Genomic DNA, 18,681 nt, shown 5'->3' with positions numbered 1-18,681 from the left:
CAAGCCGGGCGGGATCGATGTTGAAAGTGTCGCTCAGCACATCGACGAACACCGGGGTGGCCCCCACCCACGGCACGACTTCGGGCGTCGCGGCGAAGGTGAACGAGGGGCAGAACACCGCGTCCCCCGGTCCGATCCCCCAGGCCATCAGCGGCAGGGCGATGGCGTCGGTGCCGTTGGCGCAGGACAGGGCCAGCCTGGCCTCGCCGAACGCCGCCAGTTTCGCCTCGAACTCGCGGACCTGCGGGCCCATCACATAGGCCCCGCTGTCGAGTACGCCGGCGATGGCGGCGTCGATCTTGTCGCGGATCCGGCGCTGCTGCGCGGCGAGGTCGATGAAAGGCATGCTCATGGGCGGCGCTCTTAGAGGCGGAAGGCCTGCAGGTGTAGCCAATTGATGTAACCGACTGTTTCCGGGGAGCGAAGCAGAACCGTGTCGTCCGCCGTTCCGGCAACGCGCCGGCGGGTCCGTGCGTTGACCCGCCGGCGCGGGGGCGCCATCGAGAGAGCCATGATCAAGACGCCGCCATCGCTGCCCAAATCCCTGCCGTCCCTGGCGACCATGAAGGCCGACGAGACCATGCTGGGCCATTTCATCGACTGGCTGGGCCAGGTGGCCGTCAATCTGGTCGTTGCGGCCCTGATCCTGCTGCTGACCTTCTGGACGGCGGGCTGGCTGGCCGGTGTGGTGCGTCGGGCCCTGACGCGCGTGCACCGGTCCAACCCCGATCCCACCCTACAGACCTTCGGCGCGTCCCTGGTGCGCTATGCCGTGATCGCTGTCGGACTGGTGGCCGTTCTGCAGCAGCTGGGCGTCCAGGCCACCTCGATCATCGCCGTGCTGGGCGCGGCCTCCCTGGCCATCGGTCTGGCCCTGCAGGGCGCGCTGTCGAATGTGGCGGCCGGGGTGATGATCCTGCTGTTCCGGCCCTACCGGGTCGGCGACACCATCGAGACCGTGACCCGGGTCGGGACGGTCAAGTCGCTGGACCTGCTGTTCACCGAGATCGCCACGGCCGACAACGTCAAGGTGATGATCCCCAACAGCAAGGTCTTCGGGGATGTGATCCTCAACTACTCCGCCCATCGCACCCGGCGGGTGGACGTGCTGTTCAAGGTTCCGCTGAAGACCGATCTGGTCGCCGTGCTCAAGCGCCTGCGCGAGCGGGCTGAGGGCGACGCGCGCATCCGCAAGGACCCGGCCGTGCAGATCGAGGTCACCGACCTGTCGGAGGCCTTCGCCCAGGCCGCCATCCGCGCCTGGACCGCGAAAGAGGATTTCGCGGCCGTGCGGACCGACCTGATGCTGACCGCCCATCTCCTGTCCGAGGATCCGGCCCGCCAGGACCTGCCGGCCCCGCGGCCGTCCAAGGCGGTCGATCCGTCGCCGGCCATGCCCGGCGAGGGCGAGCACCACCTGTTCGGGCTGAAGACCCCGCGTCGCCGCCGCAAGGCCGGGACCGAGGCCCCGCCCGCCGGCTAGACCCCTCAGGCTTCGCCCAGGGCTCCCCGCCGCCGGGTCCATTCGCGGGCAAACTTGCGGCTGACGACGGCGTCCTCGAACAGAACCCGACGGCTGGAGCCCGAGAGCTCGGGCGCGTTGTGGATGATCACGAACGGAAAGTCGTTGGCCGACAGAAAGCTGCCGATGAAATCGTTGAAGCGCGCGGCTTCGTCAGAGTCGGCGAGCCGAATCTCGGTGGTGACGTCGGGCTGAACCATGGTGACTTCCCCGGGAGTGGTCCCAGCCTAACGCGGCAGGGCGACCTTCGGGGCAGGCCGGATCCGGAAAGAGTGATCATGGGTCACCTGGAGGGCACCGGTGCACGGCACGGGCCCTCCAGGCCAGGTTCCTGCCTAAAGAATCGACTGACCGGTGCCTGCCCAGTCCTTCAGGAACTGCTCGAGCCCCTTGTCGGTCAGCGGATGCTTGAACAGGTCAGCAAATACCGACGGGGGGATGGTGACGACGTCAGCGCCGACAATCGCGGCCTCCTTGACGTGGGCAACATTGCGCACCGAGGCGGCCAGGATCTCGGTCTCGTAGCCGTAGTTGTCATAGATGGTGCGGATGTCGCGGATCAGGTCCGTGCCGTCGAACCCGTAGTCATCGAGGCGGCCGATGAAGGGCGAAATGAAGGTCGCGCCGGCCTTGGCGGCCAGCAGGGCCTGGGTTGCCGAGAAGCAGAGGGTGACATTGGTCGAGATACCCTCGCCGGCAAAGGCGGCGCAGGCGATCAGGCCGTCGCGGGTCAGGGGCAGCTTGACCACGACATTGGGGGCGATGGAGGCCAGTTTCTGGCCTTCGGCGATCATGGCATCGGCGGTGGTCGCCGCGACTTCGGCGCTGATCGGGCCGGGCACCAGATCACAGATTTCGGCGATCACCTCCAGCATCGGCCGGCCGGCCTTGGCAATCAGGGTCGGATTGGTGGTTACGCCGTCCACCAGTCCGGTGGAGGCCAGGTCGGCGATGACCTTGGTGTCGGTGCTGTCGAGGAAGATTTGCATGGGCCTGCGCGCCTTGAGTAATTGTGTGTGGGGCTGATTTTTTTGCCCTTCGTCTACAGAACGCAGGACGATCTCGCCAGCGCTAGTCTTCGCCGTCGGCCAGGCGTCTCAGATAGAGATGGTAGCCCGTTTTGGGGGCGTCGCCCGCCAGACGCCGCAACTGATCAACGCCGATCAGGCCCATGTTGAAGGCGGCTTCCTCGATGCAGCCCGGGCGGAAACCCTGGCGCTGCTCGATGGCTCTCACATATTCGCCCGCCTCAATCAGGGACTCGTGTGTTCCGGTATCGAACCAGGCAAAGCCCCGGCTCAGACGTTCAACATTCAGCGTCCCGGCGTCCAGGTAGGCGCGGTTCACATCCGTAATTTCCAGCTCACCCCTGGCCGAAGGCTTGAGGCCGCGCGCGATGGCCGGGGCCTGTTCATCGTAGAAATACAGGCCGGTTACAGCGATGCGTGACCTTGGCCGGGCCGGTTTCTCTTCAATGGACAGGGCCTTTCCGGCCGGATCAACCTCAACAACGCCATAGCGTTGGGGGTCGGCGACCGGATAGCCGAAGACGGTTGCGCCAGTTGCGCGCGCCGCCGCGCGGTTCAGGGTTTCCGTAAAGCCGGCCCCGAAGAAGATATTGTCGCCGAGCACCACAACGCTGGGCGCACCATCAAGGAAGCGCTCGCCCAGGATCAGTGCCTGGGCGATGCCGTCCGGGGCCAACTGGGACTGGTATTCAATGCGCAGACCCAGCTGGGAGCCGTCACCGAGCAGGCGACGAAAGGCAGCCTCGTCATGCGGGTTGGTCACGATCAGGATTTCGCGCACGCCGGCCAGGATCAGGACGGAAAGCGGATAGTAGATCATCGGTTTGTCATAGACAGGCAGGAGCTGCTTGCTGACCGCCACGGTCAGGGGAGCTAGGCGGCTGCCGGAGCCGCCGGCCAGGATGATTCCACGCCTCATGAGTCCAGTCCTTCAGCGAGAATCCAGTCGGTGGCCTGTTCCACGGCGGGTCGCCAGGGCGACGGTGTCCAACCGAACACGTCCGTCAGCCTGGTGCAATCCAGCCGGCCGTTCAGGGGGCGCGCGGCGGGTTCCGGATAGTCGCGCTTCAGGATCGGCAAGACCCTGGCGCGGGTCTGGGGGTCGCGCGCCAGGGCCGCTTCAGCCAGCGCGTGGCGTGAGGTCGAGCCCTGGTTTGTGAAGTGGAAACAGCCAAAACCAGGGTCACCGGCGGGTGCCGACGCCCAGCGCGGTGCCGTCGTCAGGATAAACTGCGCCAGCGCAGTGGCGTCGGTCGGGTTGCCGTACTGGTCCGCGACGATGTTCAGGACGTCGCGCGCGCGACCCAGTTCCAGCATGGTCCGAATGAAATTGCGGCCAAACCGCGAAAAGACCCACGAAATCCGCAGAACGACGCCCTTTTCCCAGGCCAGGACGGCGGTTTCGCCTTCCAGCTTGCTGCGCCCATAGACGGACAGGGGGCGAGGGTCATCGGTTTCGCGATAGGGACGATCCAGCCGGCCGTCGAACACGCAGTCCGTGGACAGATGGACCAGGGGCAGATCGCGCCTGCTGCAGGCCAGGGCCATGGCCGCCGGCGCGGCCGCATTGGCCGCCATGGCGGCCTCAGGCTCGGCTTCGGCGCGGTCCACAAGGGTGAACCCGGCGCAATTGACCACGAGGTCGCAATCGGCCTCCGCGATGATTTGCCGGATCGCCGCAGTATCGGTCAGATCGACGTCCTGGCGTGACAGGGCCACCAGGGTCACTGTGCCGGCTGTCGCCTCGGCGATCATCGCCCGGGAAACCTGACCGGTTTGCCCGAACTGCAGTATCTTCATGCGTCAGACCCCGCCGCCAAGGCGTTCACCGGTAAAGCCGCGCGCCTGGATGGTTCGCCACCAGGCCTCGTTGTCGAGATACCAGCGGACCGTCTGTTCAAGACCGTCCTGGAATTGCGTCGAGGGCCGCCATCCCAGCTCGTCCCGCAGCTTCGCCGCATTGATCGCGTAGCGCCGGTCGTGGCCGGGCCGGTCACGAACATGGGTCACCAGGTTGCCGCGCGGGGCGTTGGCGGGGACGAGGCGGTCCAGGATCTCGCAGATTCCGGTCACCAGCTGCAGGTTGGTCCGCTCGGCTTCTCCGCCGATCAGATAGGTCTCGCCGGGGCGGCCGGCCTCCAGCACGCGCAACAGGGCCCGCGCATGGTCCTCGACGAACAGCCAGTCGCGCACCTGCTGGCCGTCGCCATAGACGGGGATGGGCTGCCCCGCGAGCGCGTTCAGGATGACGGTCGGGATCAGCTTCTCGGGAAACTGGCGCGGCCCGTAGTTGTTGGAACACGAGGTGACGACCACGGGCAGGCCATAGGTTCGCTGCCAGGCGCGGGCCAGAAGATCCGATGATGCCTTGCTGGCCGAATAGGGCGATGTCGGGTCGAGCGGCGAGTGCTCGTCGAAGGCCGGGTCATCGGCCGCGAGGGCGCCATAGACCTCATCCGTCGAGACATGGACAAAGCGGAAGGCGGCGGCCCGGTCCTCAGGCAGATGCCGCCACCAGGTCCGGGCGGCTTCCAGCAGCACCGCCGTGCCCAGCACATTGGTCCGTACGAAGGCCATCGGCCCATCGATTGACCGGTCAACGTGAGACTCGGCTGCGAGGTGCAGGACCGCGTCCGGCGCGTGACGCTTGAAGATCGCGTCAACGACGGCACGGTCGGCGATGTCACCGTGCTCGAAGACATAGGCCGGATGCTCACGGACCTCCGCCAGATTGGCCAGGTCTCCGGCATAGGTCAGGGCGTCGAGGTTGATGACGGCATGGCCGGCCCCCAGCGCCGTGCGGACCAGGCTCGATCCGATGAAGCCGGCGCCTCCGGTGATCAGGATCTTCAAGACACCGCCTCGTCCAGGCCAGGGATCCGGTCGCCGAAGGTCTCGCGAATAAAGGTCATCAGGTTGCCGCCGGAAAACAGGAAGCCTTCCATGCCGGCCCGACGGGCGGCTTCAAGGTCGGACAGATTGTCGCCGATCAGGACGCAGTCGCTCGCGACGAGCCCGGTCTCATCGAGGGCGCGGAGGATCATGCCGGGGTTGGGCTTGCGGTCGGGATGGTCGGCATGGCGGTAGGTCTCGACGACGGCGTCCTGGTGAAAGGGACAGTAGTAGAAGGCGTCGATCCGCCCCCCGCTTCGCTGAAACTCGGCCTGCATCACAGCGTGCAGCGAAACGACCGCTGCCTCGTCATAATAGCCGCGGGCGACACCCGACTGGTTCGTGACCACAATCAGGCGCAGTCCGGCCCGGGTGAGGGCGGCGACCGCTTCACGCGCGCCGGCCATCCACTCAAACTCTGCCGGATCGTGGACATAGCCATGATCGACGTTCAGCACGCCGTCCCGGTCCAGAAAGACAGCCTTCACCTGCGCGCTACTCGACATGATTGACGGATTAAGCGAGCGCCCGTCTCGCGACAAGAGCCGAGCTTTGGAGAACAGACCGGGCGGCGTCGGGCGAGGAGCAGTTCCCTCCCGGTGAGCAGGCGTCTATCAAGGCCGCCTCGGTCTGGGGGATCTGAAATGACGGCTGTTGATACCGACCTGACCCTTCTGCGTGACCAGCTCAAGAGCTGGGCGCTGGACAGGGCCTTTCCGCTCTGGTGGACGGTCGGGGCCGACCACGCCGGGGGCGGGTTCTTCGAGAAGATCGGCCAGGACGGCGTCGCGGTCGAGGCCCCGCGCCGGGCCCGGGTGCAGCCGCGCCAGATCTATTCCTTTGCCGTCGCCGGCCTGCTGGGCTGGCAGGGCCCGTGGCGCGAGGCCCTGACCCATGGTCTCGATTTCTATCTGTCGCGCTATCAGCGGCCAGACGGCTTCATGCGGACCCTGGTGGCCAGCGACGGCACGCCGCTGGACGACCGGGTTGATCTCTATGATCAGGCTTTCGGCCTGTTCGGCCTGGCCATGGCCGCCCAGGTCCTCCCCGAGCGCACCGACCTGCCGCAACTGGCCGTGGCCCTGCGCGACCGGCTCTACGCCACCCTGAAACATCCCGTGGCCGGGTTTGAGGAAAGCGTGCCCCGCACGCTGCCCTTGCTGTCCAATCCGCACATGCACCTGTTCGAGGCCAGCCTGGCCTGGGTCGAGGCCGGCGGCGACGCCCGGTGGCGAGCCATGGCCGACGAGATCGCCGAGCTGGCCCTGACCCGGTTCATCGATCCGGTCTCCGGCGGCCTGCGCGAATATTACGATGGCGACTGGAATCCGGCCCCCGGCGTGGCCGGTCGGATCGTCGAGCCGGGCCACCAGTTCGAGTGGGCCTGGCTGCTCTTGCGCTGGAGCCGGCTGGCCGGTCGGCCTGATGTCGTGCCGGTGGCGCTGCGGATGATCGAGATCGGCGACGGCCCGGGCGTCGATCCGGCCCGCGGCGTGGCGATCTTCGCCCTGCTCGACGACATGAGCGTGCATGATGACGTGGCCCGGCTTTGGGCCCAGACCGAGCGGATCAAGGCCGGTGTCCTGGCCCTGCAGGTCACCGGCGACCCGCGCTGGAAGTCGACCATCGCCGGCGGTGTCGAGGGCCTGCTGAAATATTTCGACACGCCCGTGCCGGGCCTCTGGCACGACAAGCTGCAGGCCGACGGCAGCTTCGTCGACGAGGCCGCCCCGGCCAGCTCGTTCTACCACATCGTCTGCGCGATCCTGGAGCTGGACCGGGCGGTGGAGGCCTTGCTCTAGTCCGGCATATTGGCCTTCAGCTCGTCCAGCCAGACCCCGGCCGTGGCGTCGGACGGCATCCGCCAGTCGCCGCGCGGCGACAGGGCTCCGCCGGACGAGATCTTGGGGCCGTTGGGCATGGCCGAGCGCTTGAACTGGTTGGCGAAGAAGCGCTTCAGGAACAGCTCCAGCCAGCGCCTGATCTCCGGTAGGTCATAGGCCTTGCGGGCGCTGTCGGGGGTGCCGACCGGCCAGGCTCCGGTCGTGGCATCATGCCAGGCGCTCCAGGCCAGGAAGGCGATCTTCGACGGGGCCATGCCGTAGCGGCTGAAATAGTAGAGATTGAAGTCCTGCAGGGCGTAGGGGCCGACGAAGCTTTCGGTGGCCTGCACCGCCGCCCCCGGCACCAGTTCGGGCGAGATCTCGGTGGCCAGGATGTCTTCCAGCAGGGCGGTAGTCGCAGCATCCACATCGCCCGAATGGGCCACAAAGCGGATCAGGTGCTGGATCAGCGTCTTGGAGACCCCGCTGTTGGGGTTGTAGTGGCTCATCTGGTCGCCGACGCCATAGGTGCACCAGCCCAGCGCCAGCTCTGACAGGTCGCCCGTGCCGACGACGAGGCCGCCATTGTGGTTGGCCAGGCGGAACAGGTAGTCGGTGCGCAGGCCGGCCTGGACGTTCTCGAAGGTCACGTCATAGACCGGCTCGCCCCGCGAATAGGGGTGGTCGAGGTCTTTCAGCATCACTTCGGCGGCCGGGCGGATGTCGATCTCGGCGGCGGTGACGCCCATCGCCTTCATCAGCGCCCAGGCATTGGACTTGGTGCGTTCCGAGGTCGCAAAGCCGGGCAGGGTGAAGGCCAGGATGTTGCTGCGCGGCAGGCCCAGCTGGTCCATGGCCTTGGCGGCGACGATCAGGGCCTGGGTGGAGTCCAGCCCGCCCGAAATGCCGATCACCAGCTTGCCGAGGCCCGAGGCCTCGATCCGCCGGGCCAGGCCCTGGACCTGGATATTGTAGGCCTCGTAGCAGTTCTCGGCCAGCTGGGCGGGATCGGACGGGGTGAAGGGAAAGCGCTCGATCGGCCGGGCCAGGGCAAGGTCGCCGGCCGGCGGCGAGACCGCGAACGGCACGACGCGGAACGGCGTCTCCGGCGGGGCCGCTGCGGCCGCATCCCCGAAACTGACCACCCGCATCCGTTCCTGGCGGATCCGCGCGACATCGACATCGGCAAAGGCCATCACCGGTCCGGTCGCAAAGCGGCGGGTCTCGGCCAGCAGGGTGCCCATTTCGTGGATGTCGGCATGGCCGTCCCAGGCCACGTCGGTCGAGCTCTCGCCGGCTCCGGCGGCGGAATAGACATAGGCCGCAATCGCCCGGGCCGACTGGCCGGCACAGAGCAGGCGGCGGGTCTGGGACTTGCCGATGGTGATGTTGCTGGCCGACAGGTTCAGCAGGATCTCGGCCCCGGCCAGGGCCTGGGCTGTGCTCGGCGGGGTCGGGGTCCAGACATCCTCGCAGATCTCGATCCCGACCGTGAAGGGGGCGGCACCCGACCCGGCGTCCTCGCCTCGCAGCAGCAGGTCGGTGCCGAAGGGCACGGTCTGGCCGGCCAGGGTCAGGCTGCGGCCGACCACCCCGGCCCCCGGGGTGAACCAGCGGCGCTCATAGAACTCGCGATAGTTGGGCAGGAAGCTCTTCGGGATCACCCCGAGAACCCGGCCGCCCTGGAGGGCGACGGCGGTATTGTAGAGCCGCCCGCCGTCCCGCAGCGGGGCCCCTACGACAAACAGCGGTGAGAGGTCCTCGCTGGCCCGGGCCAGGACGGCGATCGCCGCCTCCACCGCCTCCAGCAGGGCGTCCTGCTGCAGCAGGTCTTCGATGGAATAGCCGGTCAGGCCCAGCTCCGGGAACACCAGGACCCCGACGCCCGAGGCCTCGGCCTGCCGGACGAGATCCAGCACGGCCCGGGCATTGGTCAGCGGATCGGCCAGCTTCACCTTCGGGACAGCGGTGCCGACCCGGACGAAGCCGTGACGCCAGGGCGAAAAGAACGACGGGCTGGCCAAGCGCTGAACCTTTCCGAGTTATGCTGAAAGTGAGCATAAGGGGGCCTAGCTATAGCCCGTCTGCAACGCCTTGACCAGCGTTGCGCGGCGCGGCGCCCGATGTCTTGACCCAAAGGGGGCGTCGTGCGACCTCGCGCCTCGCGCAGCCCTGCAAAACATAAAGAAATAAAGTCGAGCCCATGCCCGTTTCGCCCATCAAGATGGCCGACGCGATCCGCGTCCTCTCCATGGAAGCGGTCCACAAGGCCAAGTCCGGTCACCAGGGCATGCCGATGGGCATGGCCGACGTGGCGACGGTGCTGTGGAGCAAGTTCCTCAAGTTCGACGCCTCCAGGCCCGACTGGGCCGACCGCGACCGCTTCGTGCTGTCGGCCGGCCACGGCTCGATGCTGCTGTACAGCCTGCTGCATCTGACCGGCTACAAGGCCGTGACGATGAAGGAGATCGAGAACTTCCGTCAGTGGGGCTCACTGACCCCCGGCCACCCCGAAGTGCATCACACGCCGGGCGTGGAATGCACCACCGGCCCGCTGGGTCAGGGCCTGGCCACCTCGGTCGGCATGGCCATGGCCGAGGCCCACCTGTCGGCCCGGTTCGGCAAGGACCTCGTCGATCACCGCACCTGGGTGATTGCCGGTGACGGCTGCCTGATGGAGGGCGTCAGCCACGAAGCCATCAGCATCGCCGGTCGCCTGAAGCTCGCCAAGCTGACCGTGCTGTTCGACGACAACAACACCACCATCGACGGCGTCGCCACCATTGCCGAGACCGGTGACCAGGTCGCGCGCTTCAAGGCCGCCGGCTGGGCGGTCAAGGTCGTCGACGGCCATGACCACGGCAAGATCGCTGCCGCCCTGCGCTGGGCCACCAAGCAGGACCGCCCCTCGATGATCGCGTGCAAGACGCTGATCTCCAAAGGCGCGGGCCCGAAAGAAGGCGACCCCCACAGCCACGGCTACACCCTGTTCGACGGCGAGATCGCCGAGGCCCGCAAGGCCATGGGCTGGGATGCGGCCCCCTTCACCCTGCCCGAAGACATCGCCAAGGCCTGGAAGAGCGTGGGCCGTCGCGGCGCGCGGGTCCGCAAGGCCTGGGAAGCCGGCGTCAAGACCTCGGCCCAGGGCGCGGACTTCACCCGGGCCATGAAGGGTGACCTGCCCGCCGGGGCCTTCGAAGCGGTCGACGCCCACATTGCCGCGGCTGCCGCCGGCAAGCCGGTCAATGCCACGCGCGTGCACTCGGGCTCGGCCCTCGAGCACCTGACGCCGTCCATCCCCGAGATGATCGGCGGCTCGGCCGACCTGACCGGCTCCAACAACACCTTCGTCAAGGGCATGAAGGCGTTCGACGCCCCCGACTATGCCGGCCGCTATGTTCACTACGGTGTGCGCGAGTTCGGCATGGCAGCGGCCATGAACGGCATGGCCCTGCACGGCGGCGTCATTCCCTATTCGGGCACCTTTATGGCCTTTGCGGACTACAGCCGCGCCGCCATCCGCCTGGGGGCCCTGATGGGCGTGCGGGTCATTCACGTCATGACCCATGACAGCATCGGTCTGGGCGAAGACGGCCCGACCCACCAGCCGGTCGAGCACCTGGCCAGCTTGCGGGCCATGCCCAACCTGCTGGTCTTCCGTCCGGCCGACGCGGTGGAAGCCGCCGAGTGCTGGAAACTGGCCCTCGAGCACAAGTCGACCCCGTCGATCATGGCCCTGTCGCGCCAGAAGACGCCGGCCGTGCGTACCACCGGTGCGGAAAACCTGTCGGCCAGGGGCGCCTATGAGCTGCTGGCGGCTGAGGGTGGCGAGGCGGCGGTGACGATCTTCGCCACCGGCACCGAGATCGGCGTTGCCGTCGCGGCGCGCGATATCCTGCAGGCCCAGGGCAAGCCGACCCGCGTGGTCTCGGTCCCCTGCTGGGAACTGTTCGACCGCCAGCCGGCGGCCTACCAAGCCCAGGTCCTTGGCAAGGCCCCGGTCCGCATCGCCGTCGAGGCGGGCGTCCGTCAGGGCTGGGAGCGCTTCATCGGTGAAGGCGGCCAGTTCGTCGGCATGACGGGCTTCGGCGCCAGCGCACCCTTCGAGCGGCTCTACAAGGAGTTCGGCATTACGGCTGAGGCCGTGGCGGCGGCGGCGGGCTAGACTTCCGCAGCCGTGCAGTCCTTGTGGGACCTTTCCATGTTTGATAGTAACCGCACCGCGATGAGATGCTCGGGAAATTCATGCAGGTAGAACCGATATATCGTGCCGGCGGTCGTGGATCACTGGGCTCTGAAATCAAGGCTGCTGGTCGCGATTTTTTCGATTCTATTCAACAGCTCCGACTTTCTTCTGCTCTGGCCGGGCTTGATATAAAGGCCAAGTATCGAGGCTCAGTGTTGGGCCCCTGGTGGATTACTATAACCATGGCTGCGCTGATCAGCGGCCTGACGCTTCTCAACACTCAACTTTTTAACGTAAGCGTTCGAGATTACCTCCCTTGGGTTGCTGTGGGCTTCCTGACATGGGGCTTTGTCTCGTCGTGCCTGATTGAGGGCTCGGATACGTTCATTGCTGCAACGGGCATGTTGCGGCAGGCCGCCATCCCGATGATGGTATTCGTCTGGCGCGTGCTGATGCGCAACCTCATCTACTTTGCGCATAACTTCGTAGCGATTGCGGCTGCTGCGATCCTGTTGGGTTTCTGGAAGACAGTAAATGTGCCCTTCACGCTCATCGGCCTCGCACTGATCCTGGCTAATGTCAGCTGGGCAATACTTCTGCTCGGGATCATTTCGGCGCGCTTTCGCGACATCCCGCAAATTGTCACCTCGATGGTTCAATTTGTCTTGTTCATGACGCCAGTCTTCTGGTTGCCCGGCAACATCTCGCGTCATCGTTACATTCTTGACTTCAATCCCTTCTACTATCTTCTCGATGCTCTAAGGTCGCCCATGATCGGCGCGCCCCTGGATCACAGAACGCTTCCGGTTCTGGCCTCGGCAGCGCTGATCGGCTGGTTGACGGCTTTCGCCGTATTCACCGCGACGCGTCGGCGTATCGTCCATTTCCTTTAGGCATCAAAGAAAATGACCTCTGCGATCTCTGCGCATGGTTTGACGCTGCGCTTTCCCGTCTACGGGGTTGATAACCGGTCTTTGAAAAAGTACCTGGCCCGGATTCGTGTCGGCGGCCAGCTGGCCTCGTGGCGCGGGACCACCATGGTCACTGCCTTGCGGAACGTTTCCCTCGAACTGAAGGCCGGAGACCGGCTTGGGATCATCGGGTCAAACGGCTCGGGCAAGACGACCCTGCTGCGAACGCTGGCCGGGGCCTATATTCCCGACGAAGGCAATCTGACAGTGCAGGGCCGGGTCGCTTCGCTCCTCGACCTGTCAATGGGCCTCGATCCGTCTGCGACAGGCCTGGAAAACATCCGGCTTCGCTGCCTGATGGTCGGGATGCCGTCGCAGATGATTGAGGAAAAGCTCCCGCAGATCGCCGAGTTCAGCGGCCTGGGCGCCTTTCTGGCCATGCCCCTGAAGACCTATTCTGCGGGCATGCAAGCACGTCTCGCCTTCGCAGCCTCGACGGCGGTTGAGGCTGACATCCTGCTTATGGACGAGTGGATCGCTGTCGGCGATGCAGAGTTCCAGGGCTCGGCGCATGAACGCCTGACGTCGCTGGTTGAGAAAACCCGCATCCTCGTCCTTGCTTCGCACAGCCCCGACATCATCAGAACCTTCTGCAACAAGGTGATCCGGATGGACGGGGGCCGTGCGGGCCCGATCATGCCCGTCGATCAGCTGGACGCCTAAACGCCGCGATCTGCCCGGGATCGCGGCCGGCTCAGGCCGCCGCGATGACGAAACCAAAGTCCGGGTCTTTGGGGACATTGCGCTGGCCCAGGGATCCCGGCGTGGCCGCAGGCGGGTCGACCGTCCTGGCTCAGGGGGTCATGTCCAGGATCGCATCATCAACGATCTGGGCCAGGGTGATGGCTTCCAGCCCCGCGCGCGCGACGGCGGCCTGATAGACGCGCGGCGCGCCGACATACCAGTCCTCGGGTTGCCCCGGATCATAGTCGCGTTCGATCGTGCTGCGATCCAGATTGAATCGTTCGGCGATCATGCCGGCCAGATCGCCGACCTCGACCACTTCCCGGCCGCCGGTATCAAACACCAGCGTCTCTTCAAGCTCCGCGCGAACCGCCAAGTCGCAGAGCACGGCCATCAACTCCTCGACGTGCACATAGGACCGGAACACCGGTCTTTTCGCCTTGATGACCAGGGGCCCGCCCTGCATCGCCGCCTGAATGAGTGACGACATGGCATACAGGCCAAGCTTGTTTCCGTGCGGGCCGCCGACGTTGAAAACCCTCGGGATCACCAGGGGAAAGCCGTGGCTTCGGCACCAGTCCGTCAGGGCCTTCTCGTGGAGTACCTTGAGATAGCCATAGGGGCTCTCGACCAGCGTACGGACCATGCCGCCCAGAGGGCTGTAGGCCGCGCCGGAGGATGCAAAAATCACCCTGGCGGCGGTTGTTCCCGCCAGCAAGGCCTGGACCTGGGTCAGGACGGCATCGTTGGCGGCGGAAAAGGCCTCGGGCGACAGGTCGACCGTGCGCTCCTTGCCCAGGAAGGCAAAATGGGCGACTAGCCAGCCGTCGCCCTCCAGCGGCCGTGCCCCTTCAAGGGCCTCGACCGGGAGGTCTTGGCCGCCGGCGAACCGCACCGGTCGGCTCCGGGCCCCGAACAGGCGCAGTCGCCCGTTTTCCGGGGTGAGACCGGCCCTGAGGGCCATCTCGGCCAGGGCCGCGCCGAGCCACCCCGTGGCCCCGGTAATAGCGAGGCGAAGGGACCCGTCTCCGTTCAGGGTTTCGCCAAGCCGCGCGAGCGCGGCCTGGCGATGTTCTGGCAGTGAAGTCACGCCTAGGTCCGGCTGCGTTCGCGGAAGAACTTGGCAATCGTTTCGCAGGCATAGGTCAGGTGATCGTCCGTCAGGCCCGGATAGAGGCCGATCCAGAACGTCGAGGTCATGACCTTGTCGCTATTGGTCAGATCGCCGAACACCCGCCAGTTGCGGCCCTTCATGTACGGCTGACGGATCAGGTTGCCGCCGAACAGCAGTCGGGTGGCGACGCCGGCGGCGTTCAGATGCTGCACCAGGTCGTCGCGGATGCCTTCCTCGTCGCTTCGCAGCGTGATCGGGAAGCCAAACCATGACGGTTCGGAGCGCGGGGTTGCCTCCGGCAGGATCAGGTGGTCCTGCATGTCGGACAGAAGGCCCTTCAGTACGCCGAAGTTGCGATTGCGGGCCGCGATGAAGCCCTCAAGACGGTCGAACTGGGCCAGGCCCACCGCCGCCTGCATGTCGGTGATCTTCAGGTTATAGCCGATATTGGAATAGGTATACTTGTGGTCGTAGCCGCGCGGCAGGTCGCCCAGCTTCCACTTGAAGCGCTTGTTGCAGGTGTTGTCCTGGCCCGGCGGGCAGTAGCAGTCGCGACCCCAGTCGCGCACCGACTCCAGAAGGCGCTTGAGGTCACCACGGTCTGTCCAGACCGCGCCGCCTTCGCCCATGGTGATGTGGTGGGCGGGGTAGAAGCTGACCGTTCCGATGTCGCCGAAGGTGCCGACCAGCTTGTCGTCATACTTGGCGCCGAGGGCGTCGCAGCTGTCTTCGATGACCCAGAGATTGTGCTTCTCGGCCACGCGCATGACCTCACCCAGGTCAAACGGATTGCCGAGGGTGTGGGCGATGATGATGGCCTTGGTCTTCTCGGTGACCGCCGCTTCGATCAGGTCGGGCTTGATGTTGTAGGTCGGCAGGTCGACGTCGACGAAAACCGGGACCAGGCCGTTCTGCAGGGCAGGGTTCACGGTCGTCGGGAAGCCGGTGGCGCAGGTGATCACCTCATCACCCGGCTTGAGGGCGCGGGCGCCCAGCATCGGCGAGCAGAGGGCCGAGGTAGCCGTCAGGTTGGCCGACGAGCCGGAATTGACCGTCAGGGCGAAGCGCACGCCCATGAAGTCGGCCAGGCGCTTTTCGAACTGGTCGTTGAACCGGCCGGTGGTCAGCCAGAGGTCCAGCGACGAGTCGATCAGGTTCTGCAGTTCGGGGGCACCGACCACCTTGCCGGACACCGGAACCGGCGAAACGCCGGGTACGAACGGCGCGGGGGCGTATGCCAGATCGGCATACTGGCCGGCCAGGGCCATCATCTGGCTCCGTAGGGCGTCCAGCTGGTCTTGCTTGCTGATTGTCATGATGCTGATCCTGGTGCCTGGACGCCTGTATAGTCGTCGAGTTGTTGATGGGTGACCGCCAGCACGTCCTGCGACGTATAGTAGGCCCGATACCATTCGGCGGTCTTCTGTAAGGTTTGCTGCAGCGACCAGCGCGGGCGCCAGTCGAGCTCTCGCTGGGCCTTGGTCTGATCCAGCGTCAGCAGCGTGGCTTCGTGAACGGCATTGGGGTCGCGATGCACCTCGTAGCGGGCTGACCCGCCCCAGGCTTCAACGAGCAGTTCGGCGACCTTGCCGACCTCGACATTGCCCTCGGGGTTCGGGCCGAAGTTCCAGGCCGGAGGCGCGGTGGCCTTTGGAGCCGTGGCAATGAGTTCGGCAGCGAGGAGGTAGCCACAGACCGGCTCCAGCACATGTTGCCAGGGCCGGACGCCTTCCGGTCGCCGCAGGATCGCGGGTCGGTCTTCAGCAAAGGCCGCGACCAGATCGGGCACCAGACGGTCCTTGGACCAGTCTCCGCCGCCGACGACATTTCCGGCCCGGCCCGAGGCCAGGCCCTGGCCTTCAAGCTGGGAGAAATAGGACCACCAGTAGGACGAGGTCACCAGTTCGGCGCAGGCCTTGCTGTTGCTGTACGGGTCCCGGCCACCCAGACGGTCGTTCTCGCGGTAGGACCAGATCTGTTCGACGTTCTCGTAACACTTGTCCGTCGTGACGACGATGGTGGCCTTTACGCCCGGCGCCGCCCGGGCGAGCTCGAGCACATGAGCCGTGCCCATGACGTTCGTGCTGTAGGTCTCCAGGGGCTGGGCATACGACAGGCGAACCAGCGGCTGGGCCGCCATATGCAGCACGATCGTCGGCGCGAAGGCGTCAAAGACCTCGCGCATCGAATCCAGATCCCGAATGTCGCCAAAGTGCGATTCAATCTGCTCGCCGATCCCGGCGGCAGCGAACAGCGAGGGTTCCGTTGAGGGGGGCAAGGCATAGCCGCAGACCGTTGCGCCCATACGCTTCAGCCAGAGTGCGGTCCACCCGCCCTTGAACCCGGTGTGTCCCGTCAGGAACACCCGCTGGTTGCGCCAGAAGGCGGCGGAGGGGAGTGCGCTCATTACCAGGACTTCCAGGGCGCGCCGTTGGCCCACAGCTCTTCGAGATGCAGCTTGTCGCGCATGGTGTCCATCGGCTGCCAGAAGCCCTCGTGCTTGAAGGCCATCAGATGGCCGGTCGACGCCAGGGTCTCCAGGGGCTGCTTTTCGAAGATCGTGTCGTCCTGCTCGATCAGGTCCAGCACCGCCGGCGAGAGCACGAAATAGCCGCCGTTGATCAGGCCGGCCTCATGCTGGGGCTTTTCGATGAAGTGCTTCACCTCGACGCCGTCCAGTTCCAGAGCGCCGAACCGGGCCAGCGGGCTGACGGCGGTCACGGTGGCCTTCCGGCCATGGCTGCGGTGGAACTCAAGCAGGTCGGCGATGTTCACGTCACAGACCCCGTCGCCGTAGGTGAGGCAGAAATAGGGATCATTGCGGACGTGGTCGGCGATGCGCAGGACGCGGCCACCGGTCATGGTTTCCTGGCCCGTGTCGACCAGGGTGATGTTCCAGGGCTCGGCGTGGCTCTGATGAACCCGGACGCCACCGTTCATGTCGATGGTGATGTCGGCGTTCTGGTAGGCGTAGTTGAGGAAGTATTCCTTGATCTTCTGACCCAGGTAGCCGCAGCAGATCACGAAGTCATTCACGCCGTAGTGGCTGTAGCTCTTCATGATGTGCCACAGGATCGGCCGACCCCCGATCTCGACCATGGGCTTGGGGCGGATGTGGGTTTCCTCGGCCAGGCGCGTGCCTTTTCCGCCGGCGAGAATGACCGCTTTGATGCGTGGATTGTTCGACATGACTAAGCCCCTGGGTGGTCCTGCTGGTCGTCGTTTCAGTTGGGCAGATGGGCGGCGAGCCGCGCCCGGGTGTCCTCATCGAGGTCCGGGGTCATCTTGTGCAAGGGATTGGAGACCATCCCGCCGCCCTCAACCATGCGGCTGGTGATGCGCGGGAAATAGGTCTGTTGCGGGTCGACGGGCACGACGAACGCCTGCACGCCCGGCCCGTTGAAACGACCGAGGAATTCAGGATCGTTTTCAAAGCCGTATCCGACCTCGTAGACTGGCACGTCATAGGTCGCGAACAGCTTCCTCCAGTTGGGGAGGCCCAGGCCCGTCGTCAGATCGCAGCCGACATAGCGTCCGCCGAAATAATTGATCTGGGTCGAGCGGATCGAGGCGTAGCCGTTGTCGTCAAAGATGAAAATCTTGAGGTCCAGCTTGTTGACCGCGGCGGTGCCGATCTCCTGCAGGTTCTGCGAGAACCCGCCGTCGCCCTCGACGAGGATCGTCCGGCGGCGGGTCGCAAACGCCGCGCCGATCGCGCCGCTCAGGCCGTAGCCCATCGAGGCCAGGCCCTTGTTGGTGACAATGATCTGGCCCTTCTTCTGGGCGAAGGTCTGCATCATGACGGTGAAGGCCCCGCCGCTGCTGCAGGGGATGACGGTGTCCTCGCTGGTGCACAGGGTCGACAGGGTGGTAACCAGGTCATAGGGCGAGACATAGGCCTCGCCGGTGTTGTTGGCTTCCACCAGCGGCAGGCCGGCGCGGATCTGGCGACAGTAGTCAAGCCAGGCCCCGTGCTCGCCCAGGTCGGCGGCGAAGAGCCGTGGCAACAGGTCATTGGCGTCGGTGCAGATCGGCCAGGCGATCGTCGGGTGACCCTTGGCCAGCTCCGCCGGGTCGCAGTCGATATGGACGATGTCACCGACCGGCACGAACTCCTGCCAGTTGAAGCCGCTTTGCTGCAGGCTCAGCCGGGTTCCGACCGCCACCAGCAGGTCTGCCTGCTGCACGATCAGGTTCGAATAGCGCTGACCCCAGGTGTTGGGGCGGCCAAAATAGGCCGGATGATCCTCGGAAAGCCGATCCGCGGCGTTCCAGGTTGCGGTCACCGGCACGCCGGCCTTTGCCATGGCGTCCTGCAGGGCACCGGCTGTGGCGCGCGAAACGCCGCCGCCGAACAGGAAAACCGGGCGTTTGGCCTCGGCGATGCGGCGGGCCAGCTCGGCGATGTCGGCGTCGCTGACGGCAGGGGGGTTCACCGGGGCGGCCGGGGTGGTCTGGAGG

General features: G+C 65.9%; 18 protein-coding genes. 5 read left to right on the top strand and 13 right to left on the bottom strand.

Annotated elements, in window-relative coordinates; all coding sequences use genetic code 11:
- The coding region (locus DBR10_RS19550; protein ID WP_442861103.1) for an aminotransferase class I/II-fold pyridoxal phosphate-dependent enzyme at positions 1 to 352 on the bottom strand (352 nt) is incomplete at its 3' end.
- Between the two features lie 162 nt (positions 353 to 514).
- Here DBR10_RS19550 and DBR10_RS01095 point away from each other — a divergent pair.
- Positions 515 to 1,483, top strand: coding sequence for a mechanosensitive ion channel family protein (locus tag DBR10_RS01095; protein ID WP_369831716.1), 969 nt, complete (start codon positions 515 to 517; stop codon positions 1,481 to 1,483).
- Positions 1,484 to 1,488: 5 nt separating this feature from the next.
- On the opposite strand, the gene DBR10_RS01090 is transcribed toward DBR10_RS01095, so the two are convergent.
- The 6 genes from DBR10_RS01090 to DBR10_RS01065 all read right to left on the bottom strand — a co-directional run bounded on the left by DBR10_RS01090 (position 1,489) and on the right by DBR10_RS01065 (position 5,948).
- Positions 1,489 to 1,722: a hypothetical protein gene (locus DBR10_RS01090; protein WP_108505322.1), complete on the bottom strand. Its 234-nt coding sequence runs from the start codon at positions 1,720 to 1,722 to the stop codon at positions 1,489 to 1,491.
- 135 nt (positions 1,723 to 1,857) lie between these two features.
- Positions 1,858 to 2,511: a fructose-6-phosphate aldolase gene (gene fsa / locus DBR10_RS01085; protein WP_108505321.1), complete on the bottom strand. Its 654-nt coding sequence runs from the start codon at positions 2,509 to 2,511 to the stop codon at positions 1,858 to 1,860.
- Between the two features lie 82 nt (positions 2,512 to 2,593).
- Positions 2,594 to 3,469, bottom strand: a complete 876-nt coding sequence (rfbA, locus tag DBR10_RS01080) for a glucose-1-phosphate thymidylyltransferase RfbA (protein ID WP_108505320.1) — start codon at positions 3,467 to 3,469, stop codon at positions 2,594 to 2,596.
- Complete coding sequence (rfbD, locus tag DBR10_RS01075; protein WP_108505319.1) at positions 3,466 to 4,350, bottom strand: dTDP-4-dehydrorhamnose reductase; 885 nt, start codon at positions 4,348 to 4,350, stop codon at positions 3,466 to 3,468. Before rfbD ends, rfbA begins: the two co-directional genes overlap by 4 nt.
- Positions 4,351 to 4,353: 3 nt before the next feature.
- Positions 4,354 to 5,403, bottom strand: a complete 1,050-nt coding sequence (gene rfbB / locus DBR10_RS01070; RefSeq protein WP_108505318.1) for a dTDP-glucose 4,6-dehydratase — start codon at positions 5,401 to 5,403, stop codon at positions 4,354 to 4,356.
- On the bottom strand, positions 5,400 to 5,948 hold the full coding sequence (locus DBR10_RS01065; protein ID WP_108490581.1) for a D-glycero-alpha-D-manno-heptose-1,7-bisphosphate 7-phosphatase: 549 nt from the start codon (positions 5,946 to 5,948) through the stop codon (positions 5,400 to 5,402). Before DBR10_RS01065 ends, rfbB begins: the two co-directional genes overlap by 4 nt.
- Positions 5,949 to 6,086: 138 nt before the next feature.
- Between DBR10_RS01065 and DBR10_RS01060 the strand changes: the two genes are divergently transcribed.
- Positions 6,087 to 7,244, top strand: a complete 1,158-nt coding sequence (locus DBR10_RS01060) for an AGE family epimerase/isomerase (RefSeq protein ID WP_108505317.1) — start codon at positions 6,087 to 6,089, stop codon at positions 7,242 to 7,244.
- Here DBR10_RS01060 and DBR10_RS01055 read toward each other — a convergent pair.
- A complete protein-coding gene (locus DBR10_RS01055; RefSeq protein WP_108505316.1) occupies positions 7,241 to 9,289 on the bottom strand; it encodes an NAD(+) synthase in 2,049 nt (682 codons plus the stop codon). The genes DBR10_RS01060 and DBR10_RS01055 overlap by 4 nt on opposite strands.
- A gap of 179 nt (positions 9,290 to 9,468) precedes the next feature.
- On the opposite strand from DBR10_RS01055, the gene tkt reads away from it, so the two are divergent.
- The 3 genes from tkt to DBR10_RS01040 all read left to right on the top strand — a co-directional run bounded on the left by tkt (position 9,469) and on the right by DBR10_RS01040 (position 13,085).
- On the top strand, positions 9,469 to 11,430 hold the full coding sequence (gene tkt / locus DBR10_RS01050; protein WP_108505315.1) for a transketolase: 1,962 nt from the start codon (positions 9,469 to 9,471) through the stop codon (positions 11,428 to 11,430).
- 80 nt (positions 11,431 to 11,510) lie between these two features.
- Positions 11,511 to 12,344 carry an ABC transporter permease gene (locus tag DBR10_RS01045; RefSeq protein ID WP_158272220.1) on the top strand — a complete coding sequence of 278 codons (834 nt, stop codon included), beginning with the start codon at positions 11,511 to 11,513 and terminating at the stop codon, positions 12,342 to 12,344.
- A 144-nt stretch (positions 12,345 to 12,488) separates the two neighbouring features.
- Positions 12,489 to 13,085: an ABC transporter ATP-binding protein gene (locus DBR10_RS01040; RefSeq protein WP_369831715.1), complete on the top strand. Its 597-nt coding sequence runs from the start codon at positions 12,489 to 12,491 to the stop codon at positions 13,083 to 13,085.
- A gap of 130 nt (positions 13,086 to 13,215) precedes the next feature.
- Here DBR10_RS01040 and DBR10_RS01035 read toward each other — a convergent pair whose 3' ends face one another.
- The 5 genes from DBR10_RS01035 to DBR10_RS01015 form a co-directional block, all read right to left on the bottom strand.
- Positions 13,216 to 14,196, bottom strand: coding sequence for an NAD-dependent epimerase/dehydratase family protein (locus DBR10_RS01035; protein WP_108556089.1), 981 nt, complete (start codon positions 14,194 to 14,196; stop codon positions 13,216 to 13,218).
- A gap of 2 nt (positions 14,197 to 14,198) precedes the next feature.
- Positions 14,199 to 15,536, bottom strand: coding sequence for a lipopolysaccharide biosynthesis protein RfbH (gene rfbH / locus DBR10_RS01030; protein WP_108490032.1), 1,338 nt, complete (start codon positions 15,534 to 15,536; stop codon positions 14,199 to 14,201).
- On the bottom strand, positions 15,533 to 16,627 hold the full coding sequence (gene rfbG, locus DBR10_RS01025; protein ID WP_108490033.1) for a CDP-glucose 4,6-dehydratase: 1,095 nt from the start codon (positions 16,625 to 16,627) through the stop codon (positions 15,533 to 15,535). The genes rfbH and rfbG overlap by 4 nt, the downstream gene beginning before the upstream one ends.
- Positions 16,627 to 17,409, bottom strand: a complete 783-nt coding sequence (gene rfbF, locus DBR10_RS01020) for a glucose-1-phosphate cytidylyltransferase (RefSeq protein ID WP_272482597.1) — start codon at positions 17,407 to 17,409, stop codon at positions 16,627 to 16,629. Before rfbF ends, rfbG begins: the two co-directional genes overlap by 1 nt.
- 35 nt (positions 17,410 to 17,444) lie before the next feature.
- Positions 17,445 to 18,681, bottom strand: a 1,237-nt coding sequence (locus DBR10_RS01015; RefSeq protein ID WP_108556088.1) for a thiamine pyrophosphate-binding protein, incomplete at its 5' end; no start/stop codon positions are given.

The organism is Caulobacter sp. HMWF025 (genome assembly GCF_003060965.1).
GTDB lineage: Bacteria > Pseudomonadota > Alphaproteobacteria > Caulobacterales > Caulobacteraceae > Caulobacter.
Note: the sequence above shows the minus strand (reverse complement) of the source record. Positions and strands in the feature narration are given on the sequence as shown.